The sequence below is a fragment of the Flavobacteriales bacterium genome (assembly GCA_013214975.1).
Classification (GTDB): Bacteria; Bacteroidota; Bacteroidia; order DT-38; family DT-38; genus DT-38.
In genome coordinates this window covers 1-17,492 of the sequence record JABSPR010000323.1, presented here as the reverse complement: position 1 = coordinate 17,492, position 17,492 = coordinate 1, and the positions used below count along the sequence as shown (strand labels likewise).

General features: G+C 35.4%; 18 protein-coding genes. 3 read left to right on the top strand and 15 right to left on the bottom strand.

All coding sequences use genetic code 11. The features are described from left to right. Positions 1–861: transcription-repair coupling factor (locus HRT72_10340; GenBank protein NQY68101.1), on the bottom strand; the 861-nt coding region annotated here is incomplete at its 3' end. A 39-nt stretch (positions 862–900) separates the two neighbouring features. Beyond that, positions 901–1,911, bottom strand: coding sequence for a class 1 fructose-bisphosphatase (fbp, locus tag HRT72_10335; GenBank protein ID NQY68100.1), 1,011 nt, complete (start codon positions 1,909–1,911; stop codon positions 901–903). Between the two features lie 180 nt (positions 1,912–2,091). Between fbp and HRT72_10330 the strand changes: the two genes are divergently transcribed. Further along, complete coding sequence (locus tag HRT72_10330) at positions 2,092–3,375, top strand: aspartate kinase (GenBank protein ID NQY68099.1); 1,284 nt, start codon at positions 2,092–2,094, stop codon at positions 3,373–3,375. A 1-nt stretch (position 3,376) separates the two neighbouring features. Here HRT72_10330 and HRT72_10325 read toward each other — a convergent pair whose 3' ends face one another. Next, entirely contained in the window at positions 3,377–3,772 is a 396-nt protein-coding gene (locus tag HRT72_10325; protein ID NQY68098.1) for a hypothetical protein, read from the bottom strand. A 104-nt stretch (positions 3,773–3,876) separates the two neighbouring features. Here HRT72_10325 and HRT72_10320 point away from each other — a divergent pair, with 104 nt between their 5' ends. After that, positions 3,877–4,782 carry a DMT family transporter gene (locus HRT72_10320; GenBank protein ID NQY68097.1) on the top strand — a complete coding sequence of 302 codons (906 nt, stop codon included), beginning with the start codon at positions 3,877–3,879 and terminating at the stop codon, positions 4,780–4,782. Here HRT72_10320 and HRT72_10315 read toward each other — a convergent pair. The 12 genes from HRT72_10315 to HRT72_10260 form a co-directional block, all read right to left on the bottom strand. Continuing rightward, positions 4,779–5,732 (bottom strand): hydroxyacid dehydrogenase, encoded by a 954-nt coding sequence (locus HRT72_10315; GenBank protein NQY68096.1) that lies wholly within the window; start codon positions 5,730–5,732, stop codon positions 4,779–4,781. The two genes, HRT72_10320 and HRT72_10315, sit on opposite strands and share 4 nt — an antisense overlap. A 10-nt stretch (positions 5,733–5,742) precedes the next feature. Beyond that, positions 5,743–7,095 (bottom strand): magnesium transporter, encoded by a 1,353-nt coding sequence (gene mgtE, locus HRT72_10310; protein ID NQY68095.1) that lies wholly within the window; start codon positions 7,093–7,095, stop codon positions 5,743–5,745. Positions 7,096–7,144: 49 nt separating this feature from the next. Further along, positions 7,145–7,915, bottom strand: coding sequence for a ribosomal RNA small subunit methyltransferase A (rsmA, locus tag HRT72_10305; GenBank protein ID NQY68094.1), 771 nt, complete (start codon positions 7,913–7,915; stop codon positions 7,145–7,147). 3 nt (positions 7,916–7,918) lie between these two features. Beyond that, positions 7,919–9,760 (bottom strand): hypothetical protein, encoded by a 1,842-nt coding sequence (locus HRT72_10300; protein NQY68093.1) that lies wholly within the window; start codon positions 9,758–9,760, stop codon positions 7,919–7,921. 61 nt (positions 9,761–9,821) lie between these two features. After that, positions 9,822–11,732: a tetratricopeptide repeat protein gene (locus tag HRT72_10295; GenBank protein ID NQY68092.1), complete on the bottom strand. Its 1,911-nt coding sequence runs from the start codon at positions 11,730–11,732 to the stop codon at positions 9,822–9,824. Between the two features lie 27 nt (positions 11,733–11,759). Further along, positions 11,760–13,031 (bottom strand): serine--tRNA ligase, encoded by a 1,272-nt coding sequence (gene serS / locus HRT72_10290; GenBank protein NQY68091.1) that lies wholly within the window; start codon positions 13,029–13,031, stop codon positions 11,760–11,762. 90 nt (positions 13,032–13,121) lie between these two features. Continuing rightward, positions 13,122–13,388, bottom strand: coding sequence for a 50S ribosomal protein L27 (gene rpmA, locus HRT72_10285; protein NQY68090.1), 267 nt, complete (start codon positions 13,386–13,388; stop codon positions 13,122–13,124). Between the two features lie 3 nt (positions 13,389–13,391). Beyond that, on the bottom strand, positions 13,392–13,832 hold the full coding sequence (rplU, locus tag HRT72_10280; protein NQY68089.1) for a 50S ribosomal protein L21: 441 nt from the start codon (positions 13,830–13,832) through the stop codon (positions 13,392–13,394). A 137-nt stretch (positions 13,833–13,969) separates the two neighbouring features. Further along, a complete protein-coding gene (locus HRT72_10275) occupies positions 13,970–14,257 on the bottom strand; it encodes an integration host factor subunit beta (GenBank protein ID NQY68088.1) in 288 nt (95 codons plus the stop codon). Between the two features lie 132 nt (positions 14,258–14,389). Next, positions 14,390–14,812, bottom strand: a complete 423-nt coding sequence (locus HRT72_10270) for a response regulator transcription factor (GenBank protein ID NQY68087.1) — start codon at positions 14,810–14,812, stop codon at positions 14,390–14,392. A gap of 124 nt (positions 14,813–14,936) precedes the next feature. Then, positions 14,937–15,605, bottom strand: a complete 669-nt coding sequence (locus tag HRT72_10265) for a response regulator transcription factor (GenBank protein ID NQY68086.1) — start codon at positions 15,603–15,605, stop codon at positions 14,937–14,939. Then, entirely contained in the window at positions 15,602–16,612 is a 1,011-nt protein-coding gene (locus tag HRT72_10260) for a PAS domain-containing sensor histidine kinase (protein NQY68085.1), read from the bottom strand. Before HRT72_10260 ends, HRT72_10265 begins: the two co-directional genes overlap by 4 nt. A 164-nt stretch (positions 16,613–16,776) precedes the next feature. On the opposite strand from HRT72_10260, the gene HRT72_10255 reads away from it, so the two are divergent. Further along, positions 16,777–17,492, top strand: a 716-nt coding sequence (locus HRT72_10255) for a COX15/CtaA family protein (GenBank protein NQY68084.1), incomplete at its 3' end; no start/stop codon positions are given.

Sequence of the window (17,492 nt, the reverse complement as noted above, 5' to 3'; positions counted from 1 at the left end):
TGGATCGAATTTTAATTTTTTATTGGCTTCTACCGTTTCGATAAGCGCCTCGAATTTATTGTCAACGGTGTCTAATACTAACTCGGCATCCTTTATCCAGATTTTAGTTTCGGGTTGAATAAGATCGAATAACGAAATCATTTCTCCTTCTTGCTCATCAATTCTTAGGTCGGAAAGAATGGTTAGTTTCTCAACTTTATTAACGGAAAGCTGGGTTGCGGGATCGAAGGTTCGAATAGAATCTATTTTATCGCCAAACAATTCTATACGATATGGGTGTTTTTCAGAGAATGAAAAGATGTCTATAATTCCACCTCGTATTGCAAATTGGCCAGGTTCGTAAACATAGTTTTCGCTTTCGAAGTTCAATTCAAAAAGTTGGGTTCGTAATTTTTCTAAAGAAATAACATCGTTGATCTCAACGTTAAATGTATTGTCCTCTATTCGAGCTTCTGTGGCAACTTTTTCCATCAATGGTTCTGGATACGTAACCACTAACATCTTTTTGCGACCAGTGTTTATTCCATTTAGAACTTCTGAACGATATAGCGCATTTGAAGAGTCGTCGTTCGCTTCCTTGCCGTACAGTTTTGCGTACGTATTTGTGTAGAAGTAGACCTTTGCATCGGGATTAAGGCTTTCTAGGTCGTTTAAGAAATAAACGGCAGCTTCTTTGTTGGGTAAAATACAAATATGGTGGCCTTTTAATTCATTGTAAACGGCAGATACAATAAAGGCATCTGCGGAACAACAACTCCCTTTTATATGAACCTTATTAGATGTGCCCTCTTGGAAATGATGGCATATCGTAATAGTACGACTATCCTCTTTATATGCATTTTTAAGTTCCTTAATATCCACGTTGGTAAAATTCTAAATGTGCAGGAACAGCTATACTAATTAGGAAGTTGTTTCTACCTCACTGTACTTTTCCATGAACTCATGTGCAACAACAGCCATGTTTTTGGAACCGACAAAGTAAGGTACACGCATATGAATTTCTGTTGGCTCAATTTCCATAATGCGATTCTTTCCATCAGTGGCAATAGCATCAGCCTGCTCTGCAATAAACGCAAGAGGATTACATTCATATAGCAAACGTAATTTGCCACTTGGATTCGTTTCTGTACTCGGGTATATATAAAACCCACCTTTAATCATATTGCGATGAAAATCAGCAACTAAAGATCCAATATATCTGGAGCCATACGGTCTATTTGATGCAGGATCTCTTTCTTGACAGTACTTAATATACTTCTTAACTCCTTCTGGAAAATGTGAGTAATTCCCTTCATTAATGGAATAAGTAGTTCCATTAGCTGGATATTTCATATCTGGGTGTGATAAGCAAAATTCACCTAGAGTAGGATCCAATGTGAATCCGTTAACACCTTGCCCCGTTGTGTATACGAGCATTGTTGATGATCCGTAAATAACATAACCTGCGGCCACTTGTGCAGTACCTTTTTGTAAGAAATCTTCCAGTTGAACGTCTCCTTCCTTTGTTATTCTTCGGTAAATAGAGAAAATAGTTCCTACCGAAACGTTTACATCGATGTTGGATGATCCGTCTAAAGGGTCCATTGTGATGACATATTGACCATCTTTAGAAAGTCCAGTATTTAATGGGGTAAGAAATTCATCTTCTTCCGAAACAACGCCTGAGATTTCACCACCAGCTTTAAAAGCAGCGATAAACTGATCGTTTGCATAAAGGTCTAGTTTTTTAACACTTTCTCCCTGAACGTTTTGCTGCCCTGCCTCTCCTAAAATATCTACAAGTCCAGCTTGGTTAATCTCTCGATTAACAATTTTTGCTGCTACTCCTATATCACTTAATAATCTTGTTAGATCTCCTTTCCCATAAGGGAAGTCCGACTGTCTCTCTACAATAAATTGATCAAGAGTCATCACTCTATTTACGTCCAAATCTTATTATTTTTTGTGTGCTTTAAAGGTATAGAAAATAAGAAAGTCTAGTGTTAATTATGACAAATAAAATAATACTTTTGCTGGCCTTTTTATTGGAAACGAAAAAAGAGGAATTTAGTTATTAAGGCCCATTGGCCATAGAGATAATAATATATTGATATGAAAGTATTTAAGTTCGGAGGTGCATCGGTTAAAGATGCGGATGCAGTAAGAACAGTTTCTGAGATCGTTAAGAATTATTCTGATGGAAACGTAATTGTGGTAGTCTCTGCAATGGGTAAAACAACAAATGCATTGGAGGATATAACGAATGCTTATTTTAATAAAACGGGTGACGCTAACTCATTGTTAGATAGCTTAAAGGGTTATCATCAGGAAATATTAGGAGAGCTTTTTACCGACAAGAATAGTACTGTTTACGGAAAAGTAAATAACCTTTTTGTGGAGATCGATTGGCAATTGAGCGAAGAAGCTAATAGAGAGTATGCTTATATATATGATCAAATAGTATCGATGGGAGAGATGTTCTCAACGACTATTTTAAGTGAGTATATGAATGAAAACGGAGTAGTTAATGATTGGAGGGATGTTAGAGATTTTATCAAAACGGATGCTACTTATAGAGAGGGTAAAGTTGACTTCGAATTATCTCAAGTTGCGGTTAATAAAATTCTAAAACCTAGGTATGAAGGAGAAAGTAATAAAGTCAGTATTACACAAGGATTTTTAGGTGTTACAGACGAGAATTGTACTACTACTTTAGGCCGTGAAGGTTCTGATTATACTGGTGCAATTTTAGCCAACCTAATGGAAGCGGAGTCTTTAACAATTTGGAAAGATGTTCCTGGAATGCTGAACGCCGATCCTAGATATTTCGACGATACTATTCAAATGCATCATATCTCGTATAAAGAAGCGATCGAACTTTCTTATTATGGAGCAAGTATTATTCATCCAAATACAATGAAGCCCTTGCAGAACAAGAGTATTCCTTTATTGATCAGATCGTTTATTTCGCCAGTTGAAATAGGAACAAGGATAGATGATAATACAGACGACGATGCCAAAGTTTCTTCTTTTATATTTAAGATGAATCAGATTTTAATTTCTGTTTCAACAAAAGATTTAGCTTTTGTACTTGAAGAGCACATGAGTAATATCCTGAATATTTTTGCGAAAAACTTTGTGCGTGTTAATATGATGCAGACGTCGGCATTAAAATTCCAAGCTTGTATTAATTATGACGTTCACAAGATTCCGTTATTACTTGAAGACTTGAAAAAGGAATATGATGTGAGAGAGTACCAGGATTTAGAACTTGTTACTATTCGTCATTTTGATCAATCAACTATTGATAGAGTTCAAGAGGGAAAAGAAGTAATGGTGAGGCAAATGAATACAAAGACAAGTACTACACGTATGTTGATGTACAATAAGAAATAAATTATTTTTTATTCCCGTCCCTATATTGCAACAGCCATTTTAAGGCAGCTTCTTCATCGGTAAACATTTTAATTGGTCGAGGTGGTTTAAAAAAAGCCATAAAAAATTGAGCCATAATCCTAGTTACCAATGACGGCACAACCCCCGCTTCAGCTATTTTAATCTTATCTCTTTTGAAATTAGCTAATTCAAGTCTTGCTTCATCACTTGCGGTTACACCTTCTCCAAATACGACTAAGAAAAGTGCCGGTCTACCGTTCAGAAATTCATTATAGATAATGTAATTTTCTTCTATATCCTTTTTCTCAACAACGGTATTCGGTTTGACGTCAATTCGAACCAAATCATCTTCTATTAGTGCTATAATAAACTTGTCTGTTTCTTTAGATTGATTCATAGCTAGATCATATTATATTCTGAAATATAGAGCCATAAGTTAAATTTAGTTATTCATTGCTAAGGATTGCTAATTATGGAGGGAGCTTTTATACTTTTGAAAGTATGAGTTTGATTGATCTAGAAAAGAAATCTTGGCAGTGGGTACTCCTCATTTTCTTATCCTTTATTTGGGGTAGTTCTTTTATTCTAATGAAAAGGGGACTAGAAGTTTATTCTTTCGAGCAGGTTGCTGCCTTACGGATCGGTATATCAAGTTTGTGTTTACTGCCGTTTTTCTTTCAAAATTTGAAAAGTTTGAATAGAGGTAATTGGTCCTTTATCCTTTTAGTAGCGGTACTTGGAAACTTAATTCCTTCCTTCCTTTTTACAAAGGCTCAAACACAATTATCTAGCTCTTTAACTGGAATGCTTAATGCATTGGTTCCTTTTTTTACTATTCTAATAGGCTATATTTTCAAGATTAAAGTCCCTGAAAATCAACTTATAGGTGTCTTGATTGGCTTTATTGGTGCTTGTTTAATTATTGGTTCTAATGGTTTTGGCGTGGCAGATTCTCAATTGTCGTACACTTTATATATTATCGCCGCAACGATATGTTATGCTATAAGCATTAATACCACCAAGTATAAGTTAGCAGAAGTTGGATCGATGGCGATTATGTCGTTAGGGATGGTTATGATCGGGCCTTTTATTATTGGTTTTATTTTTACTACCGACTTTGTCGAGGTGACGATTAATAACCCTGGCGCTAATCGTGCGCTTGCATATATAGTTGCTCTCTCCATTTTAGGAACGGTAATAGCGGTAATTCTATATTATATGTTGATTAAAAAAACGTCTGCAATATTTGCTGCGAGTGTTACATATATGATCCCTCTGGTAGCTATTTTTTGGGGTGTATTAGATGGAGAGTCAATAAACACTATACAATTTGTGGGAACCGGGGTAGTTTTCTTAGGGGTTTATACAATAAGTACAAAGAAGAAAGAAAGCGCGAAGACCGATTAATACTCTTCTAATGCTGAAAATTCTTTTAGCACCTTTTGCGCAAGTATCTCCGATAGTTTTCGATGAGATTCATGTGTCCAGCCAGCCACGTGAGGTGATAATACAACGTTAGATGCATTTTTTAAATAGTTAAAATCATCTCCCATATCCTCGCTAGTTAATTTTTCGAAAGAGGTGCTTTCTAATTCTAGCACATCAAGGCAAGCACCGAGAATTCTCCCTGATTTTAAGTTTAATACGAGATCGGAAGTTTTTACATTATAACCTCGAGATGCATTAATAAGGTATATAGGTTTTATAAACTGAGAGAAGAATGTATCATCCGCATAATGATGCGTTTCTTCTGTAAGTGGGAGATGGAAACTTACGATATCGCATTCCGCAAATAATTCTTCCAAACTAGATTCTGTTACATAATCATTTGAGAATCTAGATTTGTATTTGTCGTGAGCTAGTATTTTACAATCGAATCCCGATAATTTCTTAGCCAATGCACTTCCAGCATTTCCGTAACCAATAATGCCAATAGTTTTTCCACCTATTTCTATACCTCTATTTTCTACCCTCTTCCAGATGGCATTTCTCACTTCCGCATCCGCTCTTAATATATTATTGAAAAGTGTTAAAAGAAGGCCAATACAATGTTCTCCCACAGCATCTTTATTCCCTTCAGGAGCACTAAAGCATCTAATCCCTTTTGCTTCGGCAAAGTCAACATCAATGTTTTCCATCCCCGAACCAGCTCTGCAAATAAACTTAAGGTGATCTGTATCAGATAAAATATCGAAAGTTAGTTTTAGTTTACTTCTAATTATTAGACCATCGTATTCAGGAATAATTTTGATGATTTCTTCTTTGGATAAATGTGATTTATCGTCACATGTAAACCCTGCTTCTTGCATTAGATCTTGAAAAGCTGTATGGATACTATCTACAATTAAGACTTTCAAAAAAAGAGTTTTAAGAGTACATTAATTGACCAATATAGAAATACAGAAAGATGCTTAATACATCATTCGCAGTAGTGATAAAAGGGCCTGTTGCAAGTGCTGGGTCAATCTTGTATTTGTCTAATATTAGTGGAATCCAAGTGCCAAAAACAGCAGCAAAAATCACTACACAGAATAGGGCTGTACTTACAGTAATAGCTAATTCTATTGAATCACTAAATACATAATTGTAAGTGAAAATTAGTATCGCACAAATAATTCCGTTAGTAATTCCAAGTGAAAATTCTTTAAAAAGCCTGCTAAATGTTCCTTGAATACCTAGGCTATTGTTGGCTAATCCTTGAACAATAATGGCCGAAGACTGAACGCCAACGTTACCTCCCATAGCTGCAATTAGGGGAATAAAAAAAGCCATTTCAGGATGAATTTGTATCTCCTCTTCATAAAGTCCAATAATACGGGCACCAGCAATACCACCCATAAGGCCTATCAGAAGCCAAGGTAATCTTGCACGTGTTAATAGCCAGATGCTATCCGTAGCTTCAATATTTTCGGAGATACCAGAGGCGATCTGAAATGTTTTTTCAGCATCTTCCTTTATCATGTCGACAACGTCGTCAATAGTAATTCTACCCACCAATCTGCCTAATTCGTCAACTACAGGTAATGCTACTAGATCGTATTTTTCCATTGCGTTTTCTACATCTTCTAGTGGAGATTTTGTACGAATAGAAATAACATCTTTGTTAATCAGGTTTGTAATTAGTTCTTTAGGTGAGTTAATAACAAGGCCTTTTAATGATATTATCCCGATAAGCCTATGGTTATCATCTACGACGTAAACGATATACATATTCTTCATGCTCTCCGATTGCCTTCGGATTTCACGAACGCATTTAGAAACTGTCCAATTGATATTGGCAGTAAGGACTTCCTTCGCCATTAAACTACCCGCTGTATCTTCTTCGTAAGTAAGAAGATCAACGATGTCGCTTGCCTGATCAACATCTTCGAGTCTCGCAATTACTTCCTCTCTTTTCTTGTCATCAAGTTCTGCAATAACGCTAGCCGCATCATCTGATTCGATATTTTCAATAAACTGAGTGGCAAGTTCTTCGGAATCTAACGCATCAACAAATTCTTCAAGTGTTTCTTCCTCAAGTTCAACAAATATTTCACCTTTGGTTTCGCCATCAAATAATGTGAAAAGGTATTTGATTTCGTCTGTTTCCAATTCATCCATTATCTCAGCGATGTCCGCTGCATGGAGTTCGTTAAGTTGGGTAGATATAGCAGTAGTATCTTGTGCAGAAATCTGCTTTCGTAAATTTTTAAGGAATTCTTTTGTTAATTCGAACTGCATAACTCAAGGTTCAGAGAAGCTGCAAAGTTAACAAATCTTTGCCCTACTACTATGCCGGAGACAATAATTGCGTTAACTCTGAAAAATCCTCGACGCTCAGTTCTTCCGCTCTTTTATGGAAGAAAGGATGTGACTTCTGTTCTCGAGTAGTGATAAAGGCTGATAGAGAGTTGCTTAGTTTTTTTCGTCGTTGATTGAAACCGGCTTTTACTATTTGAAAAAAGCGTTTCTCATCGCAGTTTAATGGTCTTTGATGTCTTACGAGTTTAATAACCACTGATGTTACTTTGGGTGGGGGATCGAACATGTCTGGAGAGATTTCGAAAAGCAACTCTGTATCAAAATAGGCCTGGGTTAATACACTCGTTATGCCGTAAATTTTACCTTTTGGTTTGCTCGCAATTCTTTGCCCAACTTCCTTTTGAAACATGCCAACCAATTGAATAACCTTGTCACGGTTTTCTATAGCCTTGAAAATTATTTGAGTGGATATATTATATGGAAAGTTACCTATGATTGAATAAGGTTTATCAAAAAGTGAGGCAATATCTAATTTCAGAAAATCTTCTTCAATAATATTATCATTGGATATTAATTCGCCATTTCTAAGGAACTCAACAGATTCCTTATCTATCTCTACAGCTTTTAGGTTGATGTTTGGAAGTAAAGCGAGTTTTGACGTGAGCATTCCCATACCAGGTCCAATTTCAAGAACGTTGAATGGTTCAGTTGGGTTTAAACTTCCAGCAGTTTTAAAAGCAATATCGTCACTTTTTAAAAAATGCTGACCTAGATGTTTCTTTGCTTTAACTTGTTTCATGGATCAATTAATATTATCACCTCTTAAATTTCTAAATCTTTTTCTAGCTTCTATTGCATATAAACTACCAGTATGGTTTATCATAATATTTTTATAAAGCTCTTGCGCTTTGTCTGTGTTTTTTAGATGATTCTCGAAAAGATTTGCTTGTGCGAAGATCGCGTCGTCTACCAGAATACTATATGGGAAATAGGAAATGAGCTTTTCAAGTTGTGCAATTGCCTCGTTGATCAAGCCTTTTTTAACATAGATAGAATGTTTTTGGAAGTAAACATTGTCTAATATAAGGTGATGCTCAAAAATAGTTTCGATTGAATCAAGGCAGGCCTGTGCTTCATCAAATTTATGCTGTACTAGTAGAAGCTCCGACCTGGAGAACATTTTGAGAGGGGTGTAAAGAGAGTCGAATCCCACATTGTCTTTAATTAGCATAGAAAGCGTTAAGGCGTCATTCGCAATTAATTTCGAAGTTGAGGCCTTAAGTACGTCAAGTTGGTTCTGTGCCCAGCCAAAGTCACCTGTGTAATACGCAACTTTAGCAATTCGATATCGCGCTTCATGTCCTATTATATCATGCTTGTATTTCTTTTGCACTTGCATGAAATTTAATGACGCATCCCATACTTTCCCTTGAAGAACGTAGATGTCGCCCAGTTCTAATTTGCATTTATCTTTTATTGAAGAATTTACATTTGGTCTTGACATTATGTCTTTGAGAAGAACAACGGCATCTGCTTTTTTATCCAAGTAAAAGGCTTGTAAATGCGCTAGCCCTTGAAGGAGTTCATATTCGCTGGGAGTTCCTTTTAAATCTTCCAATACTTTGATATATTCTCGTTCCACAACTATTAAATCCTCTTTCGAATAATTTATAGAAGAAGTAAGTTGAAGTTCCATCACTTTTACAATACCTGTTTTCGCTTGATTGCTGTAATGACACTTTGGCCCTTTTTCTATAAGGTAATTATAGCATGCAATTGCAGTTTGATAATCTTGATTTGCCAAGCACGTTTGAGCAAGATTGTAAACGCGACGACCAGGTGCATCTGTTCTTTTGTCGTATGCTTTTGCATGAATAAAGGCGGTATTGAATTTTTTATCTTGTGTGAAATACCATATTAGGATCTCATTATATGGCCTATTCTGTGGGTTTTTCTGAACTTTTTTCAACAACTCTACTCTTAACAATTCACTAGCACTTTTATTTGAATCTGATCGGAGTAGAGCCATTAATTTTGACTTTACGTTGTTAACCTTTCTTGGGTCAAGTTCCATGGCACGGAAGTACTCTTGAAATACCATTTGAAAATTTCCTTTTTGAGAATATAAACTCGCAAGTTCGAACTCAAAACCATATTGACCGCGTAGCATTTTTCGCCCTTTGGTATAAGTTAAGATGGCGTAATTTAATTTGCCAATGTCGATGAATGCATTGGCCAATTTTACTATTTTTTGTTCATTAGCAGTTACTTTTTCAATAGCTTTCTCAAATTCTTGATTTGCCTTGCTATTATTTTTCTTTACCAAATAGATGTTTCCTAACTCCACACCCAAGTCACTTTGTGATGGCTGGCGCTTTATTTGTTTCTTAACAACCTTTACAGCTTGGTCGTGCTGGCTAGTTTTTAAAAGTGAATTTAGGTAGAATTTAAAATAGGTTGTTTCCGTTGGATGTTCTCTATGTAATTTTTCATAATAAAGAAGTGCTCTATCATATTCTTCATTTTGATAATAGAAAGAAGCTAGTTGAGCATCTGTAGTTCCTTGAGCCAAACACGAATTAGAGTATTGCGAGAGCAGGGTAAGAAGGCAAGTTAAAAAGAATATAATTTTTAATGAGCTCATTCAGTTTCTGTAGATATCTTAATCAATAACGATAAGATGCCGATTGTATTCTTGGTTGGATTTAGTTCTTGTTCTTTAATTCGTTAAGGTAGTTCTCATTTACCTGAAGCCCTAATTTCTGTGCCATAAGCGCGTCACTAAGGGCTAATTTGTAATTCCCTTTATAATTATAGCAAAGAGATCTATTGTTATGGGCGAATGAGTTTTGAGGGTCTACTTGAATTAGTAAATTAAAATCGGCAATTGCCGTATCGTAATTCTGCAAGAAATAGTAAGAAAGTCCTCTATACATTAAAGATGCTTTATCAAATCTTCGGGTTTGAAGAACTAAACTATAATCATCTATTGCTGCTTGGTAATTTTTAAAAGTGTAGTACGTTTGAGCTCTGTTCGTGTAAATTTTCAAGTTCTTTAATCCCATTTCAATGGCCTTGTCATAGTATTTAAATGACTCTTCGTATTGCTTTGTAATAGAATAGGTGATGGCAATATTTAGGTAGGCATCTTTATAAGTAGGATCGATTTCTAGTGCTTTAAAAAAATGTTCTAAGGCCTTGGCATGCTCTCCTCTAGATCCATAGATATTTCCCATATTATTGAACACCTTGTGATCGTTTGGTTTTAATTGAATCGAAATGTTGTAATCATTAAAGGCTTTATCAAAATCACCTCTTTTTCCATAATAACTACCTCTCTTGGTATATCCGTGATCTACATTCGGATAAATTTCGATCATAGAAGTCCATAGCGTTTCCGAGTTTTTCCATTCTTTACATCGATTAAATGTTAGAACAGATAGGGTAATAATTGATAATACAAACGCAATATTTATTCCCTGTATAAGAGTTTTAAGTTTTGGGTTGTCTTTTAGATAGGTATATCCATGACCAATAAGGAAGAATAAGCCTACATAAGAAACGTAAGTATATCGTTCGCACATTATATTTGGACCGACCGGCATAAACTGCAGAACGAGTACCACGTTAAAGAGATAAAATAAGAACCCAAATACAATAACTTTTGTGTGCTTAAAAGATCGATAAATCACATATAATAGAGCAATACCAATAATTGGTGCGAGGTAAAAAATGATGGGTAAAAAACCATCGGTTGTAAAAGGGTAGGGGTAATAGGCGGTTAAGTTTAGTGGGACAAATACTTTGTATATGTATGTTATCATGCCATAAAAGGCAAACATGAATCTTTGTCCAATCGAGAAGGCGTCGACACTGGCAATTGTTGATGTTGACTGGGCTGCAATAAGTGCGGATATGCCACCAATGAATGAAATAATTACAAAGGGTATTTTTTCGATGATGAGTTTTTTATCAAACTTTCTATTGAGGAGGAAATCGATTAAGACGATTGCACCTGTGAGAGGAACTGCGGCCGATTTTGAGGCTATCCCAAGAAAAAACAAAACGAGTGATGAGGTATAGAGTAGTTTGCTGGAAACGCCTTTTCGAATGTATTGAACATAGCATAATAGAGAAGAGAAGTAGAAAAGGGTAAACAGGACATCCTTACGTTCACTGACCCAAGCAATAGATTCCACGTGCATGGGATGTATTCCGAAGAGCAAAGAAGTGATAAAGGCAATTTCTAATCTAGCAGAGAGTATGTATATAAAAAAGAATAGTAGTGCGACATTAAGTAAATGAAGAATAAGATTATGACGATGAAATGGAATAGGGTCTTCGCCCCATATATCATACTCAATGGCCCATGAGATTAGTGTTAAAGGCACGTATGATCTCCCTTTAAGATCTTTTTCGAAGAACATTTTGTAAATATTCTCGCTTGTTAGATCCTTTATTAGATCATTTTCGAGAACATATTTGGCATCGTCCCAATTAGTGAAATCGTTATCTAGTGAAGGCCATAAAGTGATACAGCTTATTACAATGGCAATGAATACAAGGCCAATTGTTTTTGTATTTAAAAGATCAATTTTATTTCCTAATAGACTCATAAAATGAACTTCACTTAGCAGTGGTACTTATTCGATCATCTCAAACCTTGTATAAGGTACAAGCGCTTTAGGTATTTTAATACCGTTTTCAGTTTGGTTATTCTCTAATAATGAAGCAACAATACGTGGGAATGCGAGTGCACTTCCGTTTAAAGTATGCGCTAATTCTGGTTTTGCATCACCTTCTTTATACCTCAACTTAAGTCGGTTTGCTTGGAAGGATTCGAAGTTGGAGACTGAACTTACTTCAAGCCATTTGTCTTGACCGGCAGAATATACTTCCATGTCATACGTAAGTGCTGAGGTGAAACCTAAGTCACCACCGCATAATCGCGTAACACGATAAGGCAATTCTAATTTTTCTAAAAGCGATTTAACATATTCAACCATTTCTTCTAATGCTTGATATGAGTTATCAGGATATTCTACTCTTACTATTTCAACTTTGTCGAATTGATGTAATCTGTTTAAGCCTCTAACGTCTTTACCATAAGAGCCAGCTTCTCTTCTGAAACAAGGAGTGTAGGCCGTATTCTTTAATGGCAACTGATCTTTCTTTAAGATTACGTTTCTGTACATATTAGTGACAGGAACTTCTGCTGTTGGGATAAGAAAAAGATTGTCTACTCCAGCATGATACATTTGTCCTTCTTTATCTGGAAGTTGCCCTGTTCCGTAACCGGATGCTTCGTTAATCAATATAGGAGGTTGTACTTCCAAATAACCTGCTTTTTCTGCTTCGTCTAAAAAGAAATTGATTAGTGCTCGCTGTAGCTTGGCACCTTGACCTTTATAAACAGGAAATCCAGCTCCGGTAATTTTAACACCTAGCTCAAAGTCGATAATATCGTATTTATCGGTAAGCTCCCAGTGAGGAAGTGCGTCGTCTGCTAGTCTTACATTATTCTCTGATTCGAATATTATTTCGTTCTCTTGATCTGAGTTTCCAGTAGGTACCAATTTGTTAGGTACATTAGGAATGGAGTATAACAATTCGAGAAGTTCTTTTTCTAAACTTTCAATTTCTTCTTGAAGCTGCTTCGAACAGGATTTTAACTGCGCGCTATTTTCTTTTAATTCAGTTGCCGCATCCTTGTTACCTGTTTTGAAAAGTTCGCTTATTTTTCTTGCGATAGAATTTGATTCCGCATTGTTGTCTTCAAGAGATGTTTGTTTTTTCTTTCTATCGTCATCGATTATGATAATTCTATCGAGCGAGTCAAGGACGTCAATATTTCTAACCTTTAATTGCTCTGCAATTTCGTTTTTGTGTTCTCTTATGCGGTTAACTAATAGCATGCCTAATTCTGTTTAATATAAAAGTAATACTTAAATAAACGAAAAAACCCGATCCAGGTGGATCAGGTTTTAAATAACGTTAAACGAATATTAATTATCCGTTGGAAGTGGATCTACAGATACAAAAGACTTGTTGTCTTTTTTCTTTTTGAACACTACTGTACCATCTACTAATGCAAATATGGTATGATCTTTTCCTAAACCAACGTTTTCACCTGGCCTGTGTTTTGTACCTCTTTGGCGAACGATAATGTTACCAGCTATAGCAAGCTGACCACCATAAATCTTAACACCTAATCGCTTACTGTGCGATTCTCTACCGTTTTTTGAGCTACCCGCTCCTTTCTTATGTGCCATCGTTTACTCTGATTTATCTTCTGTTTTTTTCTTTGCTGCTGGTTTCTTCTCCGCTGCAGGCTTTTCTTCCTTTGTTACTTTTGGCTCTTCAGTTTCAACAGCTTTCGCTGCTTTGGTGCTTTTGCCTTTAGCTTTCTCTTCAATTTTTTGAATTTCTACCTCAGTAAAAAATTGTCTGTGACCATTTTTTACTTGGTATCCTTTTCTTCTTTTCTTTTTGAATACAATTTCTTTATCTCCTTTGAAATGTTGGAGAATTTTAATCGTAACACGTGCTCCATCCAAGATTGGAGTGCCGATAGCAATTTTGCCATCATTGTCTATTAGTAGAACGTCATTTGCGTCTAATACATCACCTTCTTTTCCTTCAAGTCGGTGAACATTTACCTTTGACTTTTCTTCTACTTTAAATTGCTGTCCTGCAATGTCTACTATAGCGTACATCTTATTTTGATAAAAAATTTGGGTTGCGAAGTTACTAAAAGATCCTTAATTCACAAACATTTTGGTGCCATGGTATTAAAAAAAGTGCCTGCTATCCATGGGGTAGCAGGCACTTCTAAATCAGCTCTTAATAAAAGTTAAGCTTTAACGCTTGCTTTTACGTTTCTAATGAAAGATTTCGATGGCTTGAAGTGAGGTACACTTTGAGCTTGGATTACAATTGTTGTGTTCTTAGAAATGTTTCTTCCAGTTTTCTGTGCTCTTTGTTTTACTGTAAAGCTTCCGAATCCTCTTAGGTAAACATTATTTCCTTCTTCTAATGAAGTACTTACTGTCATCATGAATTCTTCTACTGTACTTAGAACTGCAGCTTTCTCAATTCCTGTCTTTCCTGCGATTTCCGCTACTATATCTGCTTTTGTCATTTTAAATAATAGTTTAATGTATGATTTGTTCTTATTTCTATATAAATCTTAGTTGCAATAACTTAAGTGCAAACCTAGGTCGTATGTTACGCAAAATCAATTAGTTAAAAACCTAAATTACGCATAGGTGTATTACCTAGAAGATTGACTGTTAATCTGTTTACAGATGTATTTCTTGTTATTTAAAATGTTTTCTAGGGCATCCTCGAGTTCATCTGCGAATGAATTAAAGGACAGATATGCGGCAGCACCTTTTTTAATTATTGAATCTGCAAAGACACGTTCTGTATACGTTCCTATTGCAATCACTGGGATTTTTTCATCCCATTCATTTACATATGTAATTTCTTCTGTGTTTTTCTTTTCGGCAGTTGAAATATCAAGAATGATAGCCTCGGAGTTCTCTATTATGTGGCCGTACTCATTATCTTCTTTGCTCAAGTGCTTTCTCTGCAATGAGAAAACAGAGTTGAAATGCTTAGGCAAAAGGTCGCAAATGGCGTTGTTGATATCACGTGATGCGCCGATAACAGTAAGGTTTAAATTTTTTCTCATAACTAAATCTTTATAGTAGTGTGATTCTTTACTTAAAGATAGTTTGAGGTAATCGGGAATGAAACGGTTTAAAGCCTAAAATTTGTGTTAGGTATATTGCTTATTAGGGTAGGTGTGTTTGCAATTAGTTCCAGTCAAGTACCTTGTTATTAATGGCATAGACAACTAGACCGGCGACGTTTTTTGAATTTGTTTTCTCTAAAAGGTTCCTTTTATGGGCATCAACAGTTCTTGTACTGATGAATAATTTATCAGCAATTTCCTTATTAGAAAATTCTTCAATTATTAATTGAAGTACCTCTTTCTCTCTGCTGGTAAGAGGAATATCGCCAGACATTTTTGAACTTGATGATGGGGTTTTTTCTTGTAGGCTGTTCATTACTGTTTCTGTGACCTCTGTACTGTAGTATATATTCCCATCATAAACTTTTAAAATGGCGGATTTAACTTCTTCCACACCTACGTTTTTCAATAAATAACCAGAGGCTCCGGCATTCATCATTTGTTTAATGTGCAGACTCTCGTTAAACATGGTCAAAGCAAGTATTTTAATATTCGAATCAATAAGTTTAATTTGTTTGGTACACTCTATTCCGTCGGGTTCACCCATGTTAATGTCCATAATCATAATATCTACCTTAACGGTTTTGGCCAATTCAATTGCATCATTTCCGTTACTTGCCTCTGCTATGATTTCGAATCTTTCATCATTATTTAGATAAGCAGTAAGGGCATCTCTTATCACTTTGTGATCATCTACTAGTATGATTTTTATTTTTCTAGAATCGCTCATTGTATTGGTGCTTCGATAGTTAAAGTAGTGCCCTGGTTTACATGGCTATCTATATTTATTGATGCCATGATAGAATTTGCTCTATTAATCATACTGTTAATTCCAAAATCCATGGAGCCTTTTCCAATTTTTTCTTTATTAAATCCGACACCATCATCTTCAATTGTTAGAATTACGTTGGTTTCATGTTTAATTAATTGAATTGTTGCTTGCTTTGCCTCAGAATGTTTTAAGATGTTATTAATGGCCTCTTGTGTAATCCTGTAAAGATTGAATTCTGTTGCTGCACTAATTCTAGATTCCCCAAGGTTGTGGTAAAATGTAAATACAATAGTAGAAACTTCTTTTAAGCCTTCAATCATTCCTTCTACTGTTATCGTAAATCCAAAATCATCAATCGCCTTAGGCATGATATTGTGAGCAATACTCCTCGTTTCATTTATTGCTTCACTAATAAAATTAACTCCGGTATTGAATTTTTCAACAGCTTCAATGTCAAGACTAGAGACTTTATCGCGAATTGTTTCAAGATTAAGGAAAGCCGCAGTAAGGTTTTGACCAAGTCCATCATGAAGTTCATTGGCAAACCTTCGCCTTTCCATATCTTCCGATTCCATAATTTCGGTTAGTATCTTCTCTTCGTAATTTTTCTCTTCCGATTTATCTTGAACAATATCAATGAACCCAAGAAGTTCTCCATTATCTAATATCATTCTGGATTTAACATTAACCCAGATAACTTTCCCATCGATCAGTTTTAATCGATAAGTCATATCAAATTCATATGGGCTGATTTCCATTTTAGTTTTCCAAGTACTAAGAACATTGTCAATGTCATTTGGGTGAATGACGTCCAAATATTTAGCACTTTCTATATCTCCTAAAACAGTATTGGTAAGGTTAAAATAAATATCGTTCGCATAAACCAAATCGAGAGAGGTGTTGAAAATGTTAACACCTAGTGGGCAATAGCTGAAAGCCTTTTTTATTTCCTTTAATTTATCCAACCTGATAATTATTAATTATTTCAAAGTAAGCATAATACTGCCGATATCGCAAGTTGGGAGAAGTGAATTGTATATACTATATAATTATGCAAATAGATTCAACGGTATGTTTAATATTCGATTACTTCAAGAAATGAATTCTTAATTTCGGTTTTTAATTAGAAATGAACGGTACATCAAATAAAATAATTAGTAACTGGCTTTATATCGGAGCTGCTTTTATATTGCTCATATTAATTGTGGGAGGAATTACCAGGGTAACTGATTCTGGTTTATCTATGGTTAATTGGAAGTTGCTAATGGGCGCTGTACCTCCTTTAAGTGAAGAGAGTTGGATTGCTAAATTTGACGAGTATAAACAGTTTCCTGAGTATAAAGAGGTGCATAATCATTTTACGTTAACGGAGTTTAAATCAATTTTTTTCTGGGAGTATCTTCATCGAATGCTGGGAAGAACCTTGTCTTTTGTATTCCTAGTGCCATTTTTATTCTTCTTATATAAAAAGTGGCTCAGTAGAACTTTAGTGAAGAAACTCTTGGTCGTTTTTGTTTTGGGTGGTTGTCAAGGCTTACTGGGGTGGTATATGGTAAAAAGTGGACTTGTAGATCAGCCAGATGTGAGTCACTTCAGATTGGCCAGCCATCTAAGTTTAGCTTTTTTCTTGGTTGGTTATTGTTTGTGGTTAGCTTTCGATCTTCAATTTGAAAACAAAAGATTAGATGCGAATAAAGATTTTTCATTGCTTGCCAAATTAATTTTACTATTAATTTTTATTCAAGTTATTTATGGTGCATTTGTGGCAGGGTTAAATGCTGGTCGTATTTATACCACTTTCCCTATGATGGGAGATGTTTGGATAGCAGAAGGGGTCTATGCCAT

Bases quoted from the DNA above. Each gene is read 5' to 3' on its own strand.
- HRT72_10265 (NQY68086.1), bottom strand. From the start codon at position 15,605: ATGAGCGATTCTAGAAAAATAAAAATCATACTAGTAGATGATCACAAA.
- HRT72_10270 (NQY68087.1), bottom strand. From the start codon at position 14,812: ATGAGAAAAAATTTAAACCTTACTGTTATCGGCGCATCACGTGATATC.
- HRT72_10330 (NQY68099.1), top strand. From the start codon at position 2,092: ATGAAAGTATTTAAGTTCGGAGGTGCATCGGTTAAAGATGCGGATGCA.
- HRT72_10275 (NQY68088.1), bottom strand. From the start codon at position 14,257: ATGACAAAAGCAGATATAGTAGCGGAAATCGCAGGAAAGACAGGAATT.
- HRT72_10325 (NQY68098.1), bottom strand. From the start codon at position 3,772: ATGAATCAATCTAAAGAAACAGACAAGTTTATTATAGCACTAATAGAA.
- HRT72_10295 (NQY68092.1), bottom strand. From the start codon at position 11,732: ATGAGTCTATTAGGAAATAAAATTGATCTTTTAAATACAAAAACAATT.
- serS (NQY68091.1), bottom strand. From the start codon at position 13,031: ATGCTATTAGTTAACCGCATAAGAGAACACAAAAACGAAATTGCAGAG.
- rsmA (NQY68094.1), bottom strand. From the start codon at position 7,915: ATGAAACAAGTTAAAGCAAAGAAACATCTAGGTCAGCATTTTTTAAAA.
- rpmA (NQY68090.1), bottom strand. From the start codon at position 13,388: ATGGCACATAAGAAAGGAGCGGGTAGCTCAAAAAACGGTAGAGAATCG.
- fbp (NQY68100.1), bottom strand. From the start codon at position 1,911: ATGACTCTTGATCAATTTATTGTAGAGAGACAGTCGGACTTCCCTTAT.
- HRT72_10320 (NQY68097.1), top strand. From the start codon at position 3,877: ATGAGTTTGATTGATCTAGAAAAGAAATCTTGGCAGTGGGTACTCCTC.
- rplU (NQY68089.1), bottom strand. From the start codon at position 13,832: ATGTACGCTATAGTAGACATTGCAGGACAGCAATTTAAAGTAGAAGAA.
- HRT72_10300 (NQY68093.1), bottom strand. From the start codon at position 9,760: ATGAGCTCATTAAAAATTATATTCTTTTTAACTTGCCTTCTTACCCTG.
- mgtE (NQY68095.1), bottom strand. From the start codon at position 7,095: ATGCAGTTCGAATTAACAAAAGAATTCCTTAAAAATTTACGAAAGCAG.